This is a genomic window from Candidatus Nitrosocosmicus sp. T, assembly GCF_054408485.1.
In genome coordinates, this window is the sequence record NZ_CP166992.1 from 1,528,749 (window position 1) to 1,553,505 (window position 24,757).

Sequence of the window (24,757 nt, forward strand, 5' to 3'; positions counted from 1 at the left end):
AATGTATATTTTTATAGAATTAAGTCATATCTTTTTTGTAAAATGTTTGGAGAATTGTGAGATACTGTCAATAGAAGCAATTCTCTGTCCGGTTTTGCGTGAAGTCAAGCTCAAGTTATGTTCTCATGTAAATAAGTCCCATCCTTGTTTTATTATTTTTGTTCTCCTTCGGAGGTAAAGATTCGAAGTGTGGAGATAAGTCTCCATATAATTGAGGCTGGGCCATAAATCCCAACAAATTCGGAAATTATTTCTGACAGGAAAGAGGGTAATCCTTATTGATCCGGGTTCAAATGCAAAAAAAGGCAATGTCATTCGATATAAACGTCGTTTTCCCTAACTGATTATTCTTATAAAAAACTAACGGGAAGTCCTCTACTATAACACTTTCAAATTGGGTATCTTGAACATTATTAAATTAATGAGTTTATTAATTGTATACACGAAATTCACGAAAATACTGCATGTTATACCCTTGACTATGAGTCACTAGTTTATATTTAAAGCCTAAGTACATTTCTTTTTAACATAGTCTGAGGTTTAATTTAAAAGATAAAATTTTAATTTATTAGAATTCACGTCGAGAATTTAAAAATAAATCTGTTGAGACTAATTGACTATTTTAAGTTTTAGCATTGCATTAAACAAAAAAGTATAAAGATTCTAGAAATGTCAATAAGTATAATATGAAGAACCACACAAGTACCATTCCTATTATAATAGTATCGCCATCAGAATTTCCAGGATCGTCTGGTGATACTTATAACTTTTTAGAAATCATTGATCAATTTTTATTTGAAGGGTTAAAGGTAATATTAATATGTCCAAAAAGTAGCAAAAATGATAGTACTGATTTTGGAAAGTACAATCCAAATTTGGAAATAGTAAGAGTAAATTGTAAACCGCCTAGATTAATTGAGTTAGACAAAGGAATTGAAATAAAAGACTATTTTAAATTTGTCTGGTTCTTATTAATGGAAACAATTACAGTTTTGAGAACAATTAAGACGAAGAAAGTTAAGAAGTTATTTGTCAGACACAGTATACTAACTATGCAATTACCCATTTTCTTTAAGTTGTTAGGAATAACTACTTTGGCAGATGGGGAGATTGTAAGTGACACAATAAAGCACCTATTTCCCGTTATATTTCTGAAATTATTCTCTGCATATGAGAAAAAAATAATAAGATTATATTCGTATTTTAAGGTTTCATCGATTTCTCAAGTAAAGAATCTTGAGACCATAGGATATCCTAAGAATAGAATTTTGATTATACCCATAAGCATAAACACAGAAAAGATAACTAGATTCAAGCTGGAAGAAATTCCTGAACACACTTTTGGATATTTTGGCGGTTTAGAACCTTGGCAGGGTATTGATGTCTTGATAACGGCATTCAAATTATTAGTCCTAAAAATACCTTCCGCAGTTTTATATATTATAGGCGATGGTTCTTTGTTAAAAGATCTTCAGAGAACTGTATCAGATAACGATCTAACACCAAACATATTATTTGTAGGTAAAATTAAGAGAGAGAACCTCTGGAAAGATTATTTTGGTAAATTCAGAGTAGTAGTTATTCCCAGACAGAAAATGAATAACTCGATAGATACTATTATGCCAATTAAATTGATTGAGGCCATGGCCGCAGGCAAGCCCATAATAGCGATGGATATACCTGTTATGAGAGAAATAATAGGAAATCCGCTAATATTAATACCATCTGGAGATATTAAATCACTAGCAAATGCGATGTGTTCCTTATCAAAAAGTCCTGAAGAAATGACTTATAGGTCCAGTCTATCTATAAACTCTTCTTCAAACTATGACGTGAGGAACAATATTAAAAAGATGATTTCAATCATGAAGCACTAATTTTACTTTACTGATAAAAATCAGAAATTTCTATTTTAAATATTAAATAGACTGAATAAGATTTAATATCTATTCGCATGGCAAGAACTATGTCTAAACATTCTGAATTTTAATTTAACTCATTATTCACGTTGTTTAGTTTTATCAGAACATATCTTAAAAAATAGAATTAACAACAAAAAGTCTTATTTGGGTTATATTTATCAATACGGTATTTTTGATAGTATGGTATTTCCACCAAAAGTAATACCATTATCAGACGAAGCACGAAACATGGGGATCTGGGTACCATTATCGTATTTTTCCCACCATGTAAAATGGATAGTTTGGTTATCAACGAGCATACTTGGCTTTATAGAATCCACCGAACTAGATAAGCTCAAATTTGTTTTGTAAGAAAAACCGTCACTCGTGCGTTTTGTGTAGAATATTTCAGATTTCCCATCCACAATTTCTTCCCACACAATATGGATATCATTATTACCATTAACAATAAGAATAGGCTCATGCAAATACTGAATTGGTGATTGTTGGGTAGTACTATAAATATTATCAACTGGTGGTTTGGTTGCATTTAATACACTTTCCTGAAGTTGTGCGTAAGATGATTGATAAATCATTAATGTAGTAATTATCGCTGAAATCATAATAAAAATTCCAATGAAGGTATTTGTACAGTTGTAATTCATATAAAATAGGTGTCGAGAGTTATATAAAAACATGCTATGGGGGGTAAATTTATCCGTAATTGTCTTTCATTACATTGACAATATCTATAACCTCAATTCTTGCTCATAAAGAGAATGAAAATCTCAATATAGTGTGAGGAACTTGAACCATATGATAATTTAAATTATTATTCACCATATGCGAAACAGGCACTAAACTTCATCACCTTGACAATTTCTCGCAGTTCTTCAAACAATTTACAAAAAGATGTATCTTTCCCTGATTCTATAAAAAATATATTCTAAATTTTGGAATATATTATTGAGATATGCCTCAAAGAATAGCCAAGTGGTTATGAATATCTTTTTATGTATCGGTCCTACCTTGTTGCATGATTCACCTATTTCCCCAAATATTTAGATAATCTCTTTCCATAGTTCATGTGAAATGATCAGGATAATGAGTCACTAGTTAGAAGTGGCGAAATACTACTTGGTTTTGACGTCATAGACAACTGGGATATAGAATTAGCAGACATGAACAGAGGTAAACTAGTAGAACCATTTCACTACACTGATACCTTTGTTCAGATGTTAGGATATGCCAAAACATACTTTCATCTACCATACAGACAAACAGAAGTGTAACAGATGTGGCTAATAATATGGTCATTAAGAGGCCAAAATCAATATCAATGCCGTCATCCAATCCTAAATCAGGAAGAAGAAGAGGAAGAGGAAGACAAAATCTAAATTTGGATAAAGGATACAAATCTGCACAAGAAGAACAAGAATTAATCAAACGAGGTTATGTATTACATATACCAATCAAGAAAAAGAGGAAGAGAAAAGGAGAAGAAGAAGAGGAAGGAAAAGTGATGCTCTTCCGTAAAAAATACTCTCCAAAGAGGCGGGTTGTAGAGAGAACAAACTCATGGCATAACAGGTTTAGAAAACTGTTTACTCGATATGAGAAAAAAGGTTGAGAACTACCTTGGACTGGTTCAGTTCCCATACTGTATAATCATCCATAGAAAGTTAATTGTGGGATAGGCCCTAAATCAAATAATGATGGACTTGTAGTAGTGGATAGAGTTTTAGGTGAAGGAGCGTATGATAGTAACGATACTTTCAAATATTTGTCAGAGAATGGGATTATACCTTATATAAAAGTCAGAAAGAGCTTCAGGGTTAGAAAGACTGCTCATCTTTTTAGGAATTTGTCTGTGATAGCACAAAGAAACGACTTTGAACAATGGAAAGACAGCGTAAGCTATGGACAAAGATGGATTACTGAAACTGTGTTCTCATATTTAAAAAAAGTATGTTTGGAGAATATGTTTATTCTATCAAAATGAAAAACATAAAACAGGAGATACAGCTTAAAGTATTACTGTATAACAAGTTTATGTCTCTTTAGCGACATAAAATATGAATTACTTGTAATCTGGATGGATCATGCAACAGAGCATATACATATACTCAGACAATGATATATCGAAATATTTTGGTTTTATTTTTATTTACTGCAGATTTATTATGTTCAGTTTCCTTTTTATGTCTGAAACATTTGCTCAGGGTGTCTTATCATGTATAGGTGGTAACACCGGTGCAAATAATTCAACAGAAGAGATTGAATTTCCAACGACAAGTTCTGTTATCGTAAGCGTTACCGAAATTGCAAAAATGCTATAATTATATCAAACTCGTCTTTTTTACACAAATTTTGATATAGAAGTCTTAACTCAATACGATATTCTTAAATTTCTTTCAAGAAGCATATATTTATATAGTTATCTAGAATAAAAGTTACAATTGATTCGTTCTTGTATAACTATTTCATTTTATTTCACGATATTCGTTATATTGTCAATCATTTCATACGTCGGGACTGGAGAAGCCGAAATAATTATATCAATAGACAAGGAAAACCTACCAGTTGTAGACTATGGCATAATGGACGGTATCCATATAGGAAAACAATATAATCCTGTTACTGTTTCTCATTTTTCTTACAAATATTTCGATGAATATATCAAGAATAATAATCAAACGGCCAAGGAAATCTTTCTAAAGCATGCCGATTGGCTAGTCAACAACTCTCTAAAAAAGGATAACCATACCTTCTTTGTGTATAATTTTACATTTCCACCATATAGTTTAGAAGCGCCATGGTACTCGGCTATGGCCCAAGTAAAACCAGTACTACCATTGTTGAATGCATATAAAATAACACAAGATAAAGTTTATTTAACAACTGCAAAAAATCTATTAAATGTACTTTTTATTGATATTAATGATCCTTGCAAGTGCGGGGTAACTTATAAAACACTTGGTAATGGATGGTGGTTTGAACTATATGCCAATGGACATGCAAATGGTCCAAAGGTATTAAACGGCATGATGTTTACTCTGGTTGATATTTATCACTATTACAATTTTACGAAGGATCGCGATGCATTATACTTATTTAATCAAGGGATACTATCTCTCAAAAATAACCTTCATAATTATGATAAAAATGGTACCTACTCTTCATATGATAAAAATAAGGGAAACGCTCCGACGTTTTATCATAAAGTGCATCTATGCTTATTAGATAAATTATACAATATTACTAAAGAAAATTTATTTAAGCAATATTTTGTTAACTGGATAAAATCATACAACGAACCACCAAACACCGAAAAAATAAATGAACATTGCTTTGCCACCCCAGTTAACAAGCCACTTTATTAAAAAATGTCATATTTCTCATCCAATTAAATTAGATCGATTCTAATGATAGTAAGATATGTTTTCCAAGGCGGGAATATTATTTCTCAAAGCTATCGTAATACAAATATCAGAATATTGTCATTACGATACTCTAATCTGAAATAGTTCTCATCAAAGAATTTCTCCACCCCCTCAAAATATTTAAACTCTTTTATAGGAAGCTGAGTAAAGAAAGTATCTCCTCTGAGCCACTCAGAAGTTCTTGGAGTTATAACAATTGCGGTATTTTTACCATGGTTTGTTAAAATGCTTTCATAAGCATAAGTTGCATTTTCAGAAAGCAAGACAGATCTTACCTCACTAGCGACAGTTAGATTCCAACCAATACCTTCAATATTTGGCCTATTGGATAATCCACGCATCTCTATAACTGTTGAAGGGTCGGAATAAATTTTATAATTTTCGGGGATATTTTCTTTAATCCATTTTGACGCATCAAGTTCCTCAAATGTGTAAGTTGTTAAAGGATACCCAAGGCTCGTTAAAGGGTCTGTATAGGCATCAAAAGGTACTAACAGAACAGGGTATATGAATGCAAATACTATTATAACATAAATAGAGAGAATTTTTGAATCCTTGTGGTGTGTTTGAAAGATACCCAGAGAATTGGTTAACTGAATGGATCTTAATTTTTCAATTATTTTCTTTGAATTCTTATTTTCGATGTCTGTTTGTGATGCATTTGTAGGTCTCAGTTTTATTTTTTTCATATTGTTATAGAACATATGACTAGTTTTGAATTTTTGAGTTAGAATGATAATCGGCAACGTAAATGTGGTTACAGCACCTAAAGCTAAAAAAGCCCTCTCTAATGGCATAATCCTTTGGATATCACTAATCTGTTGAAAATAAATTAAAAGCATAACAACACCTATAAAATTTAAAATAACAATTTTTTTGTCTTTATAGAAACTTAGCAAAAAGAAACCAATAGCTGAAGCCAATAGAATCTGCTCAGTATACCATTGTTCCAGATGCCTTACCTTTGTAGGGGTCTCAAACATGTCATAAGTCAAAAAAGTTTTATGCTCAATAAAATCCAATTTAAACTGGAATGTAACAAAGCCCAAGCAATATGCTAAAAGTATCAATGAAAAGGCAACCGTTAATAGTCTAAAAATAAAAAACGATCTATCCTTTTTAGATAGATAGTAGAAGCAAAAGATATAAACAGAGAGCGCAACCACTACGATGAAACCTATATAGGAATGTATCAGTATGAAAATTGCAAAGATAGTGACTGTAAACACCAAAGCTACCATTCTATTGGTATCGACTAATTTTTTCCACAGATAATCAATGGAAAAAATCATCAATGGGAAAATACTCATAACAAATGAAGATGGATAAAAAAATTGCAAATTACTGGCAAATGCCGTTTCTGTTAGAGGTAACGCAATAACTGTACCAAATATTGCTTGTGTATTGTTCTTTAGAAAATAACACAGCATGACATAACAAGATAATGAAAAAAGCATACCGATAAGGATTGATCCCATCCAAAAAACAGAGTTTAGGTCAGCATCAAATGTAGAGGAACCTAAGGCAATAGTTATATCAAATGTTGGAGGATAAACGAGCAAAACCTCATCCGAATTGTCCAAAATGTTCTGAATAACATACATGTGATTAAAAACATCGATTCCCGGTGATAAAGGGTACGGAGAAAATGAACGAATGTACAGTGCAAAAGTAATCCCTATAATTAATATCAAAACTATTCTCAAATGATATTTTTTGAAGGATTGCAATGATTTAGAGGATTCAAACACAAAGATAGCTGCTATAGAAATGAATAACAACAATGGTCCAATGATACCTATAATAGGAACATCAGCTGTAAACAAAGAGTACACAATTGCTGAAACGGCAACTATGCCGACAAACCAATTTAATATGTGTATTACAATGTCTATAGATTCAATACTTGAATTTAGTCTTTTTAAATATCTTCTAGATATTTCCAGAATTAAAAAACCAAGAGCATATGGAACGTACAAAAACCAGCATAATGAAAGGATTGAGGAAACATATGTAGGTAAATCATAAAACCGCGACAGAATAAAAAATGCAACCAAAATCAATCCTACAATTTTATTTGGAGAGAAAAACTTCATAATTAATATTAGTTCCCTGACTTAATATCAGCTGAAATATTTTTGCCGTTGTGAAAAGCCAATACAATCAATAATACTATTATGACTACAAATATAATATCTTTGGGGCTTCCAAATGAGATTATGGATTTATAGATATCTAAATGTGTAATAACTTCGAAAATAGGTGCTTCCCACAGCGTAAAGGTTTTTTCAGAGAGTATTTTGATATGCAAATTATTTGTTGAAGCATTTTCTGATTTGCTCATTTCCATGATATTCCAATTATTTGTTGCTACAATATCATCATCCGTCGGATTTGTTATGAATTCCTGGTTTAAGATCTGTTTAAATTGCCAATCATCGAATAAAAATCTATATTCACTGAAGACAGGAATACCCTGAAAAACGTGTCCGTTTATAAAATAAGACTGTCCATCATTTACAAGTGCAGGCGTATTTACAGTTGAATTACCAAGATCTATTCTAAACTGAAGGATACCTATTTGGGTGTCTTGTTCAACAATTATATTTATTCCCTCTAAATATGAATAGCGATCTCCATTTAGAGAAATTAATTCGGTAAGATCAACCAGATGACTGGAATTGCTTGAAATTTTCTCATAATAAGTGTTATTTAGCCATCCCTCGTAGCCTAATCTACCGTTAATAAAGTTAAGAATGTATTCACTTTTATCCCCAACTAATACCAACTGTATAGTTATTTGAGCTATTTCAGGATATTTAGAAATGAAGCCAGTATTCATTGAAATATATCTTTCAGTGTATCTGAGTGGGGAAGACATAAATCCTGCTGGATTATCAGAGGTACCCCCGTCAACATACAATAATGTGATGTTCTCATTTGGTCCAGAAAAATTATAAAGATTTAAGTTGTGCGGAAAGCCCCACGGGTTGAATTGTATTTCTTCTGATTTCGAATTATTTGAAATCACTATCCCATCGTGTATAATTGCCGGTCCCGGGTCTAAATTCTGAACAAATTGGATAGGATATGGATAATTATTAGCGATTAGCGATTCATAAGATGCCAATAGTTTTGTCTCATTTACAAGCTGTTCCTTTTTGACTGATTCTATAATATCTGAATTTTGGGCATATACTAGTTGAATGGATAAAGGATTAGTACATAAACAAATTAATTGTGTAAATAGAACAAAGAGGATAACTATAATACATGTAACCCTGATAATAGAAATACTAATATTTTTTTTATCTATTATCAAATATTCGTTTATTTTTAATTTTTCTATTTTGTATATTTCAGCAAAGACCAATTTACATCACTACAAGAGTTTGCTACTTGTCAACTTTCTTTTTATTTTCTATTATGTGTACTAGCCAGCTGAGTGAATTGGATACCCTAATTGGGAGCAAGTTTTTCAAATCTATTGTATCTGAAGTGTTAAATATATTTAACTTTATAAATAGAAAATAAGACAAAATCAGGGCAACTGGAATTGCAATAACCATGTGCAATTCAATCAATTTGAGTATTAAGAGTATTAAACCCGGTATAACAAAAATGTAAATGACGTCTCTCCACTGAACGATAAATTCGTTTTTCTTCGAAACTTGCAAACAAAAGATAAATCCTATAATGGTTCCTACTGTATAACTAATGGCTGCACCAGTCCCTTCTAGAGCTGGAACAAGGGTAAAATAAAGTATGGTTCTAGGTATATTTGAGGCAAGTCCTATAGTTAAAACTTGTTTGTAATTTCCGTACGAGTAGGCTAGATTATTTATTCCAGTAGTAAGCGTCATAGGTAATGTGGATAGGAGGAGTATTTGTAATGTAAATGAACCAGTGTCATAAACCTGTCCAAACAAACCAAGAATTTCTTTTGAATAGAATAATATGCAAGTGGAAATAGGTAATGAAACTATCAAACTCAGTTTGATTATTCGCCATGTAAATCTTTTTCTCCCATCTTGCATCGAACTTTGTATAGGATAAGCGATGGTAAATAGGGCGGAAGTTAATGAAGTAACAGCCATAGACAGAGAAAAAGCAATAAAGTAAACACCTGCTTCCATTGATCCATGAGTACCAAATACTAGTAAAGGCCCAAGATGAGATCCTATGGTGTATATAATCGTGGGAATCCAGTTTGCTAAACTTGAGACGAATATATCTTTATAGTATTTTAGAACGTTTTCCCTTGAAGTTTTCATTTCCGATTTTATCATTTTAAGTAAAACAACAGAATAAAGAATGGATCCCAATATGGGTACAAAGACAAATCCAGTCATTATTCCAAGCGCACCGTTATCATTAACAACTAATGCGTATGCCAATAATATTTTAACAAGAGTTCCAACAATCATTGTCAAAGGTAGCATTTTGGTATCTAGTGAGGAAATAACAATAGAACGTGATAGAGTCATCATAGCTGTCGACGCTATCAGAATAAGCGATAAAATTAATAATGAAAAATCTAAGCTAAAGGTTTGGTAGAGCCAGCTTTGTAATAAAATAAATATCATACTAACCGCAATTATACCAAGTGACGTCAAGATAAATGATGCTTTCACAAATTTCTTTGTAACATCTAAATTATTTTCCAAAAAACTTTTGCCTAAAAATCGTTGAACTCCCATTGGTATTCCTATCGAAGCAATAGTTGAGAAAATCACAGTCAACGAAATTATTGTAGACGATATCCCTATAGTCTCCGGTGTGGATATCTTTGACATTATAAACCAAAAGATATAACCTGATCCCATTGAAATCATGGTTTCTAAATAAATAAATAATGCACCTTTTGCTACAACCTTTTTACTCAACTGAGATCATTTCAAGAAATAGGAGTCTCATATAATAAATGTTATATCAGATTTGGACCTTATTGATTGCTGAACCCTTTAGAGAGCTCAATTAAAATAATCTTCTAATATAGTTAGATGGTCAAATCTTACCCTTTTATAGGATGCTTAAAATACATTCTTATTCTTACAGAAACAATGATATTCATTAAAATACAAAACATGTTTTAAATAGTGCATTAGCATCAGATTTGTTTAATTAAGTTGTCTATAGATTGAACATAATCAATCTCTTTAATGATTCTAAAAAACAGAACATATTCAAAGCATGAATACTATGGATTGCATTGTATTTGTACCGTTTGTCGAATCTCTTTCTTACTAAATCCTCTTGATATATCATCCCGCTATATGAAATCAACTATAAAGTCTTGAGGTTGATTTAAAATTAACCTCTATAAAATAGGATTTCAGAATTTCCTAAACACATGACAATCTATGAAATTAGGTGTGAATATGCATGTTCAAAGTCACAGTGGAGACTTTAAGTAAGCAAATTCTCCTTATATATTGAGTGTTTCTGGTCAATTAGTTTTGACAATAGTACCTTTTTCTTAGAGATTTGATATAATCCCTCATGACTATACGAATAATAAGCAAGGGAGGGAGAATCTGCTAATATGGGAGAGAAGAATGATGAAAAGGATAGATTAGATCTACAAGATAAATTAGAGCCATCTAATATCAACAAGGTTGACGAAATTGCGGTAGACCCAATGTTTCTCCCATACATAATATATAATAACAATCTTGATGACCTATTGACAAAGTATGGCGATTTTGATAAGGTCATGGCGATTGTTATAGGTACCAAACCTGACTTTTATAAACAGGCCCCTGTTCTAATCGAGTGCGTAAAACAAGGGCTGCCATCCTTTATTATTTCAACTGGACAGCACTATGACGAGTTACTTGGATATGGAATTAAGGAATTTGAACTTGATAACTTCATTGCATGTGACCTTCAAATTAGAGGCGATTTGATTCAAAAATCGAGTGATCTCATGCTCAAATTTGCGCATTTTGGAAGGCACCTTAGAACTCGGCTACCGCAGAAAGATTTGTTACCAATAGTCCATGGCGACACTTTGGTTGCAGGTGTGGCGACCCTTTCTTGGGTATTCGGTATGGGTCAAAAAGTTGGACAAAATGAAGCAGGCCTAAGATCAATGAGTCCTTCAAACATCAAATATATCAAGATCAATAGCCTCCCAACGGACCTTGATGTTGAAAATTTTATAACAGACCAGATTTCAAAAAAATGGTTTATTACCCGCGAGGAACCTTTTCCAGAGCAGATAGATACCTGGATTTGTTCATCGGGAACGAAATTCTTTTTTGCGCCTACCAAACTGAATAAAGAACATTTACTTAGGGAAGGTTATCCTGAAGAAGATATTTATGTGGTAGGAAATACCGTGGTAGATGCTATTGGATTAAAAAGAAGGAATAAACCAAACCAGAGCATATTTGAATTATATCCAAAATTGGAATCTGGCAACTGGATTAGGATGGACATACATCGTAGGGAGAACCTGACGACTCACAGATTCAAGGCTATCATAGGTGGATTGATAGATTTAATTAAAGACACAGACTTTAAAGTGGTACTTGTCTTATTAAATGGCACTATATCTGCTCTTAACAAATACGATCTTTATTCTAGATTGTCGAATCTACAGGAGGATTTTCCTGACAAGTTTCTAATGACCAATTTATGGAAAGAATATGGTCATGTAATTGAATTCCTCGATAGTGGTAAATGCTGGGCTGAAATTACTGACTCTGGCTCGATGCAAGAAGAACTGTTGTATTTTCCAAACGTTTGTTCTTTTACCGTTAGATTCAATACAGACAGACCTGAGACGGTATTTAATGCTAAGGGTAATCTGTTAATCCCACCAATAAACAGATATTGGATACCCAAGATTGTATCTTGTGTTAACAATAAATACGAAGACCTAGGATTCAAATTCAAGTCAAAAGAAAAAATATATGGGCAACCCGGCCAAGTTTCACAAAAAATAGTTCGGTTGATGAAAAAGGAGTTTGAAAAGAAGGAAGGTAATTTTTTCCCTTGGCTCCATCAACGATTAAACTTTTGGCATGAAGACGATGAATTTGACTTTCTCTAAATTTCTCTGATCCAAATAGTTTTATGATAATTGATTAGAAAAATTTTGTTGACCTCTGATACAAAATTTAGGATTAACTTAAGAGAAGCAACCCATATGGCTGAGATTTGACTATCCGTTTTCATGATGACTGGCCTTCTTACAATAGATCTGTTATGACGCGTGGCGAGATTTTTTTTGTATGGTATTCTTGATACTTGGGGTTCTGAATTAGTGGTATTGACCAAAAATAAGTAAGGCAAACCATTTGAATTTCCAGGTTCATTTATTCTTTCATTGGTAACATACGCCATTCGTTTCATCTATCTTACAGACAAACTGGAGGAATAACCAAGGTTATAGGAAAAATTTGCCTTCGAATACAAGCTATGGACTTGCTTTAACAGGTTCAACAAGTTAGATGTCGATTTGGTAAAAGTTAGGATAGATGATTATGATGATCTTATTATAACAATAGATAGGACAAATATCAAGGTAAACAATAGAGGACAATGAATAAACAAGAAATGAAATTACAGAATAAAACAAGCTAACTCAAGATCCATGTTGCAGTAAACGTAACGACCAAAGAAATCTGTATGTCGAAGGTAACCAATGAGAAGGGACTTAATGACAGAATACTAAGGAAACTAGTAAACTATGTTTTAAATAATTCAGGTGAATAAAACGTAGTAAAAAAATGTACTTTTAGCTGATGGAGCCTATGATTCCAATGCAATCTTCCGGGATCTTGAGGATAAAAAGATAAAGCAGGCGATAAAGGCAAGTAGCGACTCCATTGGTTTAATTAGAAATACCAGGAAAGAAAGGAACAAATAGGTAATACAACAAACAAAGGATTTACTGAAAAGAAAGAAGAAAAGAAAGTATGGATACAGATAGTTTTCTGAATGCTCCCTTTTCATCTATCAAGAACATGTCTGGAGAACACATCCATCTCCAAGTTTCAAAACACGCTAAAAATATGATGCTTAAAGTTTCATAGTATAACTAGTTCAGGAGAATATAATACCAATTATAGAAATTATCAGATATCACGAATCATGCAACAAAGCAATAATATATCGCTTCTAACATTTGATTCGATAAAGACTTAAATTGAAAAATCAAAGGGTTGTTTCTATTGTCGGCGCGAGACCTAATTTTATAAAATTAAAACCAATTCATGATAGACTTAGAAATGAACTTCATCATGAGATTATTCACACGGGACAGCATTATGATTATAGATTATCTGAAATTTTTTTTAATGAATTTAAGTTACCAAAGCCTGATTACAATTTAGAGATAGGATCTGGCCTACCCGGTCTTCAAGTCGGAGAAATGATAAAGAAAATTGAAAGAATATTGACCAAAAATAGGTACGACTTGGTCTTAGTTTACGGTGACACAAATTCAACATTCGCTGGCGCCTTTGCTGCAATTAAATCCAATATCAGAGTTGCACATGTAGAATCCGGATTAAGAAGCTTTGACAGGAGGATGCCCGAGGAAATAAACAGAATTTTAACTGACAATTTAAGTCATTACTTATTTGCGCCGACAAGAACTGCAAGTCATAATTTAGAGAGTGAAAATGTATTTGGAAAAATCTATGAAACTGGAGATTTATCAGTTGAAATAATTTCAAAAGCTAAAAAGTTAGCTTCCAAGTCCAGAATTACAAAGGATTTGGATTTGGATCCTAAAAATTATATCATATTCACCATGCATAGAGCCGAAAACACAGAAATTGATGCCAGTTTCCTCTCCATCATAGGAGCATTTACGGCTTTGTCAGATGTCAAAATAGTATTCCCTATTCATCCTCGCACCAAAAAAATATTAAAAGAAAAAAAGTTATATCAAAAACTAAAGAACTGCAAAAATGTATTAATGATTCCTCCTGTTGGTTACATTGACTTTACCCATTTGGTTAAAAATGCTGATAAGATCATAACTGATTCTGGTGGCTTGCAAAAAGAAGCCTATTTACTTTCTGTCCCATGCATAACCATCAGGAGAAACACAGAATGGGTAGAAACCGTTAAGGAGGGCTGGAACATTTTGACCGATACCAATACGGAGAAAATAGTATCTAGTGTTAGAAAATGGGTCCCTGAGAATAAAACTCAAAATCAAATTTTTGGAGAGGGAAATACGTCAAAGGCTATTAAAGAAATCATCCTAAATGAAATATTTGATTAATTTAGGTTAAACAAACTTAGAAATAATTTACGATAGAATGTCTTATTTGTGAAGATGTTATTAAATATCTTGTACACTCTTTTTTCATCATCTATCATTCTAGTCAATGTTGTGCATAATTGTAAATTTCCAAAGTATTAGGTAGAAAATAAGATAGTAAATGAGCTCAAATGCTCAATTAAAGGTTGTAATTCATCCTAAACTAATAGCTACCTTCTTTGTTTAGCTTTTGTTATTCCATAATACCTCTTGACATGAGGTCTATACATATAGTAGATGATGACGGAGTTATAGATCACTCCAATAATTGATATAAACTGCCCATTTACAACATTGAGTAAATAGCCAGCTGCTCCAAACCCTGACAGTACCAGTAAAAGTTTCCACGACCAGTTCTTACCTCTATACAATCCATAAGCAGTAAATAATGATGTTACTCCTAAAATTAACAAAAAAGCGGGCCCCATAAGATAAATCCCACCTAAAGGCAGTAACAAATTAAAGGCGTAAATTGACATGATAAGAAGAAGTATACCGCTAATTACCGTCAATAAAGTAATTATCAAAATTCCTCTAGGAAGCTTTTTCTTTACTTTTTCCACTTTTTTATCTAAAAGTTGTGGGAATATAACTTTTTAATAGCAGCATTAAAAATTTTATAAATAATCAGTATCAATAATAAATCTTAAATAAGCTTATAATCAAAATTTTTTATGGATTTCAATAGAAAATTATTCCTCGTATTATCGCTCATAGTAGTGCTTCCCCTTTCTGTATTAACTTCAAACATCTCTATTGCTAACGCACAAAATTATGTAATCCCAGAAGAAAAACCTACCATCTCGACAAGTGGAAGTGCAGAGAGGGAAATTGCTTCGGATGAATCTAGAATTTCATTAGCCGTAGAAAATACTAATGCAAATGCAAATACCGCTAGAAAGAATAATGCCGATAAGATGAACGCCATGATAGAGGTTCTAAGACAAGCTGGCCTTACCGATGAAAATATTACCACATCTAATTTCCAAATAACACCCAATTACGATTATGAAAATAGTAATTATGATAGAATAATTTCATACACTGCTATGAATAAAGTAGAACTCAAGACGTCGGCAGGTGTAAATATCTCTAAATTTATCGATTTAGCCGTCAATAATGGAGCAAACAGGGTTGAAAATATAGACTTTGTCATCTCAAAGAAAACGTTAGATGAGAACAGCATGGATCTTTTAAAGGAGGCTTTTAAAGACGCTAAATTAAAGGCCGAAGTTTTAGCTAGAGAAGGCAACTTTACAGTTGCAGGTGTAAAAAAAATTGATGCTAGTTCAGCACAAGGATATTCCCCACCAACCTATCTTTACGACAATTACGCTGCTGATACCGCTGAAAAAATGCCTGCTCCCTCAACCCAGATAATACCACAAAAGAATAAGGTGACCGTCACCCTACCAGTAGTATTTTATATAGGCAATCAAACTGGGTAGTTTGGAATTTTTCTATCCATCTAAACTTTTGGTACCGATAAATGTGAGCAGCCAGAGACCAGTCTTGTCAGCCTACCTACCTTTCTATCTACCTACTACCTATGAACGAACTAAACACTATAATATTAAAGGCCCGCCTAAAAACTTCGATTTAAATACGCTTTTTTTTATGATATATGTAGATAATTACTTATTTACTAGATTATAAATGATAGTAAGACCGTTTGTTAGGGCCACTTCATCCTGCAACTTGATAACAGCAAGCCACAACATAGCCCCCATATTTTTGACTTCTCTACTTCATGATAGTCTCCGCTTTTTATTTATTGCACAAACCTTTCATAGAAAAGAAGCGACTATCTTGGTAGGAAATATTAGTCTATGCTCTGAAAGAATATAAATCGATGTAAGCAGGGTGTTTAGTGATTAAATAGGATTACTGGGTACATGGCTAGAACATATTAATACCTCGTAAGATGTCTTAACTTTTAAAAAACCCTACCTTCCATATAATAAGTGTCATACGCAGCATCTGTAGCGACTTTTTGCCACTGCACAGCACAAATCGACATTACTTATGAAGTCTACTTGAAGGTCGAGGAAATGACTACGTATTATATAATTTGACATTATAAATCGCAACTTAAATGACAAAATACCGGCAAAGTCTTGGTTTCGATATCAATCGAAATCTTGCTAGAGTCATGATACTCAGCCGGATTGGCCCCTTTAACCAGGGCGTATAGAGTGCCCCTAGCTCTCAAAATAATTGATTTATGGGCCATTAAGTACCAAAACAATGTCAAAGTATCTTACAAACCAGATGATTTAATCTTCTTAACAAATGAATAAACCTCTCTGTAAGAGGTCCAAATACTTGATTAACTAAAAACGTAGGTATGGCTACGCGGTTAAACATTTAAAAGACATATCTTTGAAAATCTGACAGGTATAATTGAATAAAAAACTATTAGATATTCTGGTTTGTCCTTTTGACAAGGTATCCACATTAGAACTAATAGGTTTTAAAACCAATTCTAATGCCCAAACAGACGTTTCTCACCCTTCTTCTCTAAACGATCAAGGCGCTGTCGCAAACGATCAGGTTTACAAAGACAATGACGCTGACAGTAACAAGAATAATCAGCAATTGCCAAACAGCCGTTCTGTTTTATCTGACGAAATTATCCAAGAGGGACTATTACTTTGTAGGACATGTATGAGATTTTATCCCATTACTGAAGAGATTCCGATAATTCTTCCTGATGAACTCAGAGATAAAAAAAAGGACATTGAGTTTTTACAAACTTGGAACAAATCAATTCCTGAAATCCTCTTAAAGAATTTAAAACCATGGACCATATGAAATCGTATCGGTAGAAAGAACACATATACACACAACATCTTAAACTGTTGTCTAAATTTACAGATTATTGTATTAGAAATTAAAGGTTCACTTGTGACTTTGTATGAATTCTCTAAAGACATATAACATTCAGTTGACATCCCCATTAAAATAACCACCAAGGCAAGTTCGGCACACTTTGTTTTACATTTCTTTTGTTGTTACTGATTTGTGTGCAAATCTTTCATGCTTTTGTAATCTCGTTTTAGATAAGGTCTTGTTACAATCTTTCTCCTCCTAAGAGAATTTTAATGCACTTTGGATAGCCATGGCTGGTGCTGGTGACAGTTCTTCCTTCACTTAGCATCCTGTAGTAGAGGATCCTATGAAATGATAATTAGCATTTCTGTTTTTATTATCATTCTATATTATCATTCTACACAGTCGTTGTGGGTGGCTTCTAATATAACAATTTTTTTGTGCTGGTAAAATCAGGCTACATACATTCCAAATGAATCTGCGCACCTTCTTACTTAAACACCAACGAGGATCAAAATTTTTTATACTATTTGATAATACATATTCTAGATTGAACAAGTCAACCACTTTGTCAGTATTTATCGTCCTAGTATTGTCAACTTTTGTTGAATACTACTTACAAAATGATCTTCATGCCGTGTCAGCAACTATCGCTGATCCTAAAGATAAGCTCATGCCATTAGACATGCAAGATATGTTGAAGACCACTCAAGCTCAAAATGAAACAGCAAAGAATTCCTCTACTATTGGTGGGGGTTCTGCTGCTGATGACAGTCCAGACAATATAAATAATTGCGAAATGCCCCCATGTCCTCCTGGACAAGCATGTATACAAAGTTGCCCCTAATTTTGAATTTAAAATTGAGGATAAACTTATTTCTCACTTAACTATTTATTAAATATTTTATAATTATTTTATGCCTCAACACAAGAGTTGATTCAATATCAATAATTCTTTACATAGATAAGTGGTTCTCTGAATTGATCTTTATCTCCAGTAAAGTAACCATTACCATTTCCATCACAGGGTGTCGTAGACAAAGAGCCGCCATTTACTAACGCATTACGGACAGCAGATGGAGAAGCATCCGGGTTAGAGGCCATATAAAGGGCTGCAGCTCCAGCGACATGGGGTGATGCCGTACTTGTCCCACTCATCGTAGCATAACTATTTCCCTTATAAGTTGAGTATATTTTTGCACCAGGTGCAGCAAGATCCAATACAGAGCCGTAGTTGCTAAAACTAGCCAATGTATCATCGTTTCCATATCCAGTAACAGCACCCTTAGACCCACATTTTCCATCGCTATCTCCAATAGCAGAAATTGCTAGCACATTTGGATTATTTGCAGGAGAAAATGAACTGGCGTCCTTTCCTGCGTTGCCTGCTGCGGCAACAAATGTTATTCCAGCTTTAACTGAGTTATTAATTGCAGTATCCAAAGCAGCTGATTTACATTCACAACCCAAACTTAAATTCGCAACCTCTACTTGATTAGCGTAATTTGTGACATAATCTATTCCCTTAATTATAGTAGAGAGTGCGCCTGAACCATTCTTATCTAATACTTTAATGGCCCATAGTTTAGCACCTGGAGCAACACCCACAGATCCTATGGAGTTGTCTTTGGCAGCTGCAATCCCTGCGACGTGAGTTCCGTGACCATTGTCATCGTTAGCTGGGGAGGTAGTTGTTTTGCCTGAACCAAAAAATAAAGACCAGCCTCCACTTGAGGATGTTTCAAAAGACTTTTGATGGTAAATATTCAAATCTGAATGTTTAAGATCGATACCTGTGTCTAGAATTGCAATGTCCACATCAACAGTACCGGCTCCATTCCCAGATCTGGTAGAGCTAAGATCACCGTCAATTCTATTAATCCCAGTGGGTAATGTTTGAGCAAAAGCCTCAGCCATTACATCTTTTTCTACATAGTCAACCATTGGCAGTTGTTCTATGATTTCAATAACTTTCTCATTTGGCACACGGATTGCCAACCCGTTTAGTACATTCTCATAACTCTGTAGGAGCTCAATACCTTGCGTACCAATTTTGTTTGAAATGGTTGATAAAAAGTCGGATATAGTTGTATCATCATCATTAAATACTACAATATATTGACCGGGTATTACATTGCCAGTAGAAGTCTCTACGTCTGAAAGAAATGCAGATGGAATATCAGTATAATCACCAATTAACGGTAAAGTATCTGGAATTTTCAGAGAAGCCTTATTCATTTCGTTTGGGTTCTCATTTTCGTCACTATAAACAGTATTAATCAGATTAGAAGGGAATGGAAGAGATGCAGACTGGGTTTTAGATTCCTCATTATTAGCTTGCCCTTCCCCGTCATTTCTGTCAACAGTATCTAATAGAGGATCTGTATCGTCAGTGTTCTCTTGATCATCACCATCATCAGAATTGGATTTTGGTATAATGTTTGTAACTACTGTCTCAAAGTCAATAATAGAAGAACTGTCTTCTTGTTGAGGAGAATTATTATCAAAACCGAAATTTAGGAAGGGTATATCAGGCAAGCCTATGTTAAATGCGTCAACACTCTGAACAATGCTTGTGCTAAATATACTCATAAAGATCATTAAAGAAATGAGAACGGATTTAGCATGTTGACGGCTTTTGCAATTCACATATTAATATTGAAGCTTGATCATTTATGAAATATTGAAAATTTTATCTTCTCATAGTTTCAGATCTTGATTATACAACACTCAACAAATATCAAATACTGGTATAGTTTTATGATAGATAAAAATACTAACGAGAAATTAATTTAACGAATTGACAATAACAAAATCTATAATATATAGAATGATTACTTTAGGAGAAACAAATCCGTATTTTGCAGCCTGAAAGCCAATTATATTAAGAAGTAACGTTGACAGAATTATTTTAGAATATTTATAAATCACTATAAAAATTACTATAATCTGGATTTTAAAAATAAAAAAAGGTCTTATTGTTGACCTAATGCGTTGTTGCCGTCATTCAAGTTAAGTGAGAAGGCTAAGTTATTGCATGATGCTACTGTATCGTCACCAGAACCACATTCTGATAATTGGAATGTTTCTGTATTTTGACCGATTCCTTGTACTGCTTCATTTGATTTCTTTTTCTTTTTATCGCCATGGTGGTTGTCTCCGCCTGCGAATGCCATGTTCTCACCAATGGTTAGGACTGAACCTACCAATGCCGCTGCAACAAAGATTGACAAGATTGATATTTGAATTTTCTTATTCATGCAAGATATTGTAGCGTATTATATAATTGGATTGTTTAATCAGATTCTGAAATAATCTTACTAAATATGATTCTTCAATAAAAATTCTCCATAAGATTCAGTACAATATATTGGTTGATCCTTGGCTCAGTGATAGTACCCGTTTCATGTTTTACTTGAAAACAAAAATCATTCACACGGCTCTTGCATCCAAATTAAATGTATCTAAGGGGATTTTTTGCGACTATAATAGGTTAAAAGAACATATTTTATGCTAGATCTCCTGGTAGGACATTGCACTATGTACGAATGTGGTGTAATCTTAATGAATTTGGTTATGGGGCCATTCTACAGCTATTTTATTTTAAATAAATGAGCCGTTCCCGAAGCCCCATTAAACACTCAATTAGATAACAATTACAAATGAGTTTAGTCTCCCTGTTTAAATTCCTGACAATGTTGGCTCTAGTTTGACTCGAACGGAGTGATGTTAATTATATTACTAGCTTCTTACCGTTGCATACATTTTTTCTTTAGCGAGTCATATCTGTAGTCAAAAGCAACATCATAATAAATAAAGAAATTAGTCAGGATGGTCTATAATAATTAGTAAAGGGTGGTAGTTTCGAGTTGAACATCATTAGTCCATATGAAGTTGTAGAATAATTTACCAGATTTTATATCTTTTTATTCTTATTGAAAATATGCGTATACTATTTTCATCCCTCTCAAAGTTATAATAGGACTTAAATAGCTGACCTTTTTTGAATTAATATTGAACAAGAATTTCATACTTGTGTTTGTCTTAGTATTATCTGCTACCGTTTACGTCAATTATTCAGCCTGGATTAGTGTACATGCGCAAAATAGCGGTCCTCAAAATGGCGATGAGAATCCCATAATCAGTGTCCCTGACAGTCCAGTAGTTTCAGAAGCGACTGGACCCGAAGGTTCACTTGTTTCTTATACTGTGTCGGCAACAAATGCTACTGGTTCTCCTCTTGAAGCTACCTGTACACCGCAAAGTGACACTATTTTTGCACTAGGAACCACTAAAGTAGATTGCACTGCAGTAGACGAGGCAGGAAATGATGCAGAAGCCTCTTTTGATGTATTAGTTGAGGATACAACGCCTCCCACAACCGAGCTTGGAATCAGTAAAACAGACTGGATGGGGATAATAATTAACGATGATTTTACAATTTCTGATGACATTGGATTTGCATTTACTGGTTCTGACTTGGTAGGAGTCAAAGGCTTTGAATGCAAGTTAGATGATAGTAACTGGCGTCCAAGCACCGTAGATTACCAAGGTAATGACAAGTCTGGTTGCTATTATTTGGACCTTGAAGCCGGACCACATACTTTTCAAGTTAGGGCGGTAGACACATCAAATAATAAAGATTCGAATCCCCCATCCTTGGCATGGACAATCATACCCCTTGAAAATTCTATAATAAACCTACGTGATTTTGTTTCGACAATCATTATGCCTCCAAATCTTCAAGAAGAATTATCAGATTCACTAAACAATGCAATAGGCAATATCCAAGATGACGGAAGCTACGATCATCTCATTTGCGAATATTTGGATTCATTTAGTTACAGTTTTTCAAAGGCTTCTGTTTTAGATCTGTTTGATCAAGACGTTACTAATTTTGTGGATAACTCATTTACAGCGATTAGGGACAGAACAGGTTGTAACCCTCCAGTAATAAGTTTAGAGAATGAAATAACAATCGATGAAGGACTTAACGGTGTTATCTTAGACGCATCGGGTAGCTTTGATTCAAAAGACGGCAATAGTCTAACGTATGAATGGAGTCAGATTGCAGGGTTAAGAGTAGATTTGTTTGACATTTTCAAATCCAAGGCTTCTTTCAATGCTCCACTTCTTGAAGGAACTTCAAATCAAGTCATAGTTTTCAAGGTTAAGGTGACTGATAAAAATGGCTTATCATCTGAAAAAAGTATCAAAGTTACAATTCAGAATTTGTTACCGTTCAATCAACCACCGGTAGCTGAAAAACAGAGTGTAACTGCAAATACCGCTGATCCAACAGAAATAACTCTCAAGGCTACAGACCCGCAAGGTAATGCTTTGACATATGCTATAGTTTCAGAGCCACAATCAGGCACCATCACAGACCTTAACGAAGAAACAGGTAGTTTGGTCTATACATCTGATGCTGGATTTACAGGACAGGACAGTTTCACCTTCAATGCCAATGACGGAACAGTGGATAGCAATACAGCCACTGTAACAATAACAGTAAACCAAGTCAATCAACCACCGGTAGCTGAAAAACAGAGTGTAACTGCAAATACCGCTGATCCAACAGAAATAACTCTCAAGGCTACAGACCCGCAAGGTAATGCTTTGACATATGCTATAGTTTCAGAGCCACAATCAGGCACCATCACAGACCTTAACGAAGAAACAGGTAGTTTGGTCTATACATCTGATGCTGGATTTACAGGACAGGACAGTTTCACCTTCAATGCCAATGACGGAACAGTGGATAGCAATACAGCCACTGTAACAATAACAGTAAACCAAGTCAATCAACCACCGGTAGCTGAAAAACAGAGTGTAACTGCAAATACCGCTGATCCAACAGAAATAACTCTCAAGGCTACAGACCCGCAAGGTAATGCTTTGACATATGCTATAGTTTCAGAGCCACAATCAGGCACCATCACAGACCTTAACGAAGAAACAGGTAGTTTGGTCTATACATCTGATGCTGGATTTACAGGACAGGACAGTTTCACCTTCAATGCCAATGACGGAACAGTGGATAGCAATACAGCCACTGTAACAATAACAGTAAACCAAGTCAATCAACCACCGGTAGCTGAAAAACAGAGTGTAACTGCAAATACCGCTGATCCAACAGAAATAACTCTCAAGGCTACAGACCCGCAAGGTAATGCTTTGACATATGCTATAGTTTCAGAGCCACAATCAGGCACCATCACAGACCTTAACGAAGAAACAGGTAGTTTGGTCTATACATCTGATGCTGGATTTACAGGACAGGACAGTTTCACCTTCAATGCCAATGACGGAACAGTGGATAGCAATACAGCCACTGTAACAATAACAGTAAACCAAGTCAATCAACCACCGGTAGCTGAAAAACAGAGTGTAACTGCAAATACCGCTGATCCAACAGAAATAACTCTCAAGGCTACAGACCCGCAAGGTAATGCTTTGACATATGCTATAGTTTCAGAGCCACAATCAGGCACCATCACAGACCTTAACGAAGAAACAGGTAGTTTGGTCTATACATCTGATGCTGGATTTACAGGACAGGACAGTTTCACCTTCAATGCCAATGACGGAACAGTGGATAGCAATACAGCCACTGTAACAATAACAGTAAACGCAGTGGAGCCACCTGCTGAGCCTGAATCTGAAGATGAACCTGACACTAGCAATTCAGGAGAAGATAACACACCTCCAGCATCAAATGACGAAGATAACACACCACCACCACCTGCTTCACCTAGGTCTTCTAATAATACAAACAGTAGTAATACTGGCCTGTTTTCAGATGGATTTCCCGGCTTTGAAGATAATATGAGGAATTTATTTGGCAACTAACGAACAGAAATTATGAACCTGCTCCTCTATGAATAACTTTGGTCGTCATGCTAGAGTACCCTGTTTTTTGAAAGATTTGATTTTAATTTTTTAATAAATAAATTTCACATAAAGCAAAAGATTTGAAATCCACAAGTATTTTATTCCAAAAAATAACAAATTAGATAAAAATGTCTGTCAAATAGGTTCAGTTTGCTAAGTCTTATAATACATTAACCTCAAAAGAGGTAATATACTTTAGTCAATATTTTTATAGGTTAATTTGACTAATTTTTTTTCTAATACCGAGTAAACAATATCAATATCTAAAACAAGAAAAACATATTTACTTGGTTTCATTTCCATGTTGACCTCGCAAAGTCTTACAAACTATTTATAATAATTAAACAAAAGACATGCAAAGGATATAGTTAAGATTTTAAGATAAAATTTATTTGGTTAAT

Annotated in this window: 19 protein-coding genes and 1 pseudogene; 13 read left to right on the forward strand and 7 right to left on the reverse strand. The window is 33.9% G+C overall.

What is annotated here, in order from left to right:
- The first annotated feature begins 686 nt into the window (after positions 1–686).
- Positions 687–1,877 (forward strand): glycosyltransferase family 4 protein, encoded by a 1,191-nt coding sequence (locus AB0A59_RS07890; RefSeq protein ID WP_458747524.1) that lies wholly within the window; start codon positions 687–689, stop codon positions 1,875–1,877.
- 203 nt (positions 1,878–2,080) lie between these two features.
- Here AB0A59_RS07890 and AB0A59_RS07895 read toward each other — a convergent pair whose 3' ends face one another.
- A complete protein-coding gene (locus tag AB0A59_RS07895; protein ID WP_458747525.1) occupies positions 2,081–2,566 on the reverse strand; it encodes a hypothetical protein in 486 nt (161 codons plus the stop codon).
- 465 nt (positions 2,567–3,031) lie between these two features.
- Between AB0A59_RS07895 and AB0A59_RS07900 the strand changes: the two genes are divergently transcribed.
- The 5 genes from AB0A59_RS07900 to AB0A59_RS07920 all read left to right on the forward strand — a co-directional run bounded on the left by AB0A59_RS07900 (position 3,032) and on the right by AB0A59_RS07920 (position 5,284).
- A complete protein-coding gene (locus AB0A59_RS07900) occupies positions 3,032–3,193 on the forward strand; it encodes a transposase (protein ID WP_458747584.1) in 162 nt (53 codons plus the stop codon).
- A 17-nt stretch (positions 3,194–3,210) separates the two neighbouring features.
- On the forward strand, positions 3,211–3,531 hold the full coding sequence (locus tag AB0A59_RS07905; protein ID WP_458747526.1) for a hypothetical protein: 321 nt from the start codon (positions 3,211–3,213) through the stop codon (positions 3,529–3,531).
- 99 nt (positions 3,532–3,630) lie between these two features.
- Positions 3,631–3,903, forward strand: coding sequence for a transposase (locus AB0A59_RS07910; protein WP_458747527.1), 273 nt, complete (start codon positions 3,631–3,633; stop codon positions 3,901–3,903).
- A gap of 199 nt (positions 3,904–4,102) precedes the next feature.
- Entirely contained in the window at positions 4,103–4,240 is a 138-nt protein-coding gene (locus tag AB0A59_RS07915; protein WP_458747528.1) for a hypothetical protein, read from the forward strand.
- A gap of 171 nt (positions 4,241–4,411) precedes the next feature.
- Complete coding sequence (locus AB0A59_RS07920; protein WP_458747529.1) at positions 4,412–5,284, forward strand: D-glucuronyl C5-epimerase family protein; 873 nt, start codon at positions 4,412–4,414, stop codon at positions 5,282–5,284.
- Between the two features lie 89 nt (positions 5,285–5,373).
- On the opposite strand, the gene AB0A59_RS07925 is transcribed toward AB0A59_RS07920, so the two are convergent.
- From AB0A59_RS07925 to AB0A59_RS07935, 3 genes are read right to left on the reverse strand one after another with little or no spacing between them, the layout of a single operon-like run.
- The gene (locus AB0A59_RS07925; RefSeq protein WP_458747530.1) at positions 5,374–7,440 is read right to left on the reverse strand and encodes a hypothetical protein; all 2,067 of its coding nucleotides are present in this window, start codon (positions 7,438–7,440) and stop codon (positions 5,374–5,376) included.
- An 8-nt stretch (positions 7,441–7,448) separates the two neighbouring features.
- The gene (locus AB0A59_RS07930) at positions 7,449–8,717 is read right to left on the reverse strand and encodes a hypothetical protein (protein WP_458747531.1); all 1,269 of its coding nucleotides are present in this window, start codon (positions 8,715–8,717) and stop codon (positions 7,449–7,451) included.
- 22 nt (positions 8,718–8,739) lie between these two features.
- A complete protein-coding gene (locus AB0A59_RS07935; protein WP_458747532.1) occupies positions 8,740–10,230 on the reverse strand; it encodes an MATE family efflux transporter in 1,491 nt (496 codons plus the stop codon).
- Between the two features lie 659 nt (positions 10,231–10,889).
- On the opposite strand from AB0A59_RS07935, the gene AB0A59_RS07940 reads away from it, so the two are divergent.
- From AB0A59_RS07940 to wecB, 3 genes and pseudogenes are all read left to right on the forward strand, one after another.
- Complete coding sequence (locus tag AB0A59_RS07940) at positions 10,890–12,404, forward strand: UDP-N-acetylglucosamine 2-epimerase (protein ID WP_458742750.1); 1,515 nt, start codon at positions 10,890–10,892, stop codon at positions 12,402–12,404.
- A gap of 155 nt (positions 12,405–12,559) precedes the next feature.
- Positions 12,560–13,389 (forward strand): annotated as a pseudogene (locus AB0A59_RS07945) (transposase).
- Positions 13,390–13,502: 113 nt separating this feature from the next.
- On the forward strand, positions 13,503–14,591 hold the full coding sequence (wecB, locus tag AB0A59_RS07950; RefSeq protein ID WP_458742751.1) for a non-hydrolyzing UDP-N-acetylglucosamine 2-epimerase: 1,089 nt from the start codon (positions 13,503–13,505) through the stop codon (positions 14,589–14,591).
- A gap of 209 nt (positions 14,592–14,800) precedes the next feature.
- Here wecB and AB0A59_RS07955 read toward each other — a convergent pair whose 3' ends face one another.
- On the reverse strand, positions 14,801–15,193 hold the full coding sequence (locus tag AB0A59_RS07955) for a hypothetical protein (RefSeq protein ID WP_458742753.1): 393 nt from the start codon (positions 15,191–15,193) through the stop codon (positions 14,801–14,803).
- A gap of 111 nt (positions 15,194–15,304) precedes the next feature.
- Here AB0A59_RS07955 and AB0A59_RS07960 point away from each other — a divergent pair, with 111 nt between their 5' ends.
- From AB0A59_RS07960 to AB0A59_RS07970, 3 genes are all read left to right on the forward strand, one after another.
- Positions 15,305–16,078, forward strand: coding sequence for an SIMPL domain-containing protein (locus AB0A59_RS07960; RefSeq protein WP_458742754.1), 774 nt, complete (start codon positions 15,305–15,307; stop codon positions 16,076–16,078).
- A 955-nt stretch (positions 16,079–17,033) separates the two neighbouring features.
- Positions 17,034–17,444, forward strand: coding sequence for a Trm112 family protein (locus AB0A59_RS07965; RefSeq protein WP_458742756.1), 411 nt, complete (start codon positions 17,034–17,036; stop codon positions 17,442–17,444).
- A 568-nt stretch (positions 17,445–18,012) separates the two neighbouring features.
- The gene (locus AB0A59_RS07970) at positions 18,013–18,309 is read left to right on the forward strand and encodes a hypothetical protein (protein ID WP_458742757.1); all 297 of its coding nucleotides are present in this window, start codon (positions 18,013–18,015) and stop codon (positions 18,307–18,309) included.
- A 98-nt stretch (positions 18,310–18,407) separates the two neighbouring features.
- Here AB0A59_RS07970 and AB0A59_RS07975 read toward each other — a convergent pair whose 3' ends face one another.
- Both AB0A59_RS07975 and AB0A59_RS07980 read right to left on the reverse strand, forming a co-directional pair.
- Positions 18,408–20,054 (reverse strand): S8 family peptidase, encoded by a 1,647-nt coding sequence (locus AB0A59_RS07975; RefSeq protein ID WP_458742759.1) that lies wholly within the window; start codon positions 20,052–20,054, stop codon positions 18,408–18,410.
- A gap of 383 nt (positions 20,055–20,437) precedes the next feature.
- A complete protein-coding gene (locus AB0A59_RS07980) occupies positions 20,438–20,722 on the reverse strand; it encodes a hypothetical protein (RefSeq protein WP_458742761.1) in 285 nt (94 codons plus the stop codon).
- Between the two features lie 754 nt (positions 20,723–21,476).
- Here AB0A59_RS07980 and AB0A59_RS07985 point away from each other — a divergent pair.
- Positions 21,477–24,314 (forward strand): Ig-like domain-containing protein, encoded by a 2,838-nt coding sequence (locus AB0A59_RS07985; protein WP_458742763.1) that lies wholly within the window; start codon positions 21,477–21,479, stop codon positions 24,312–24,314.
- Positions 24,315–24,757 lie beyond the last annotated feature (443 nt).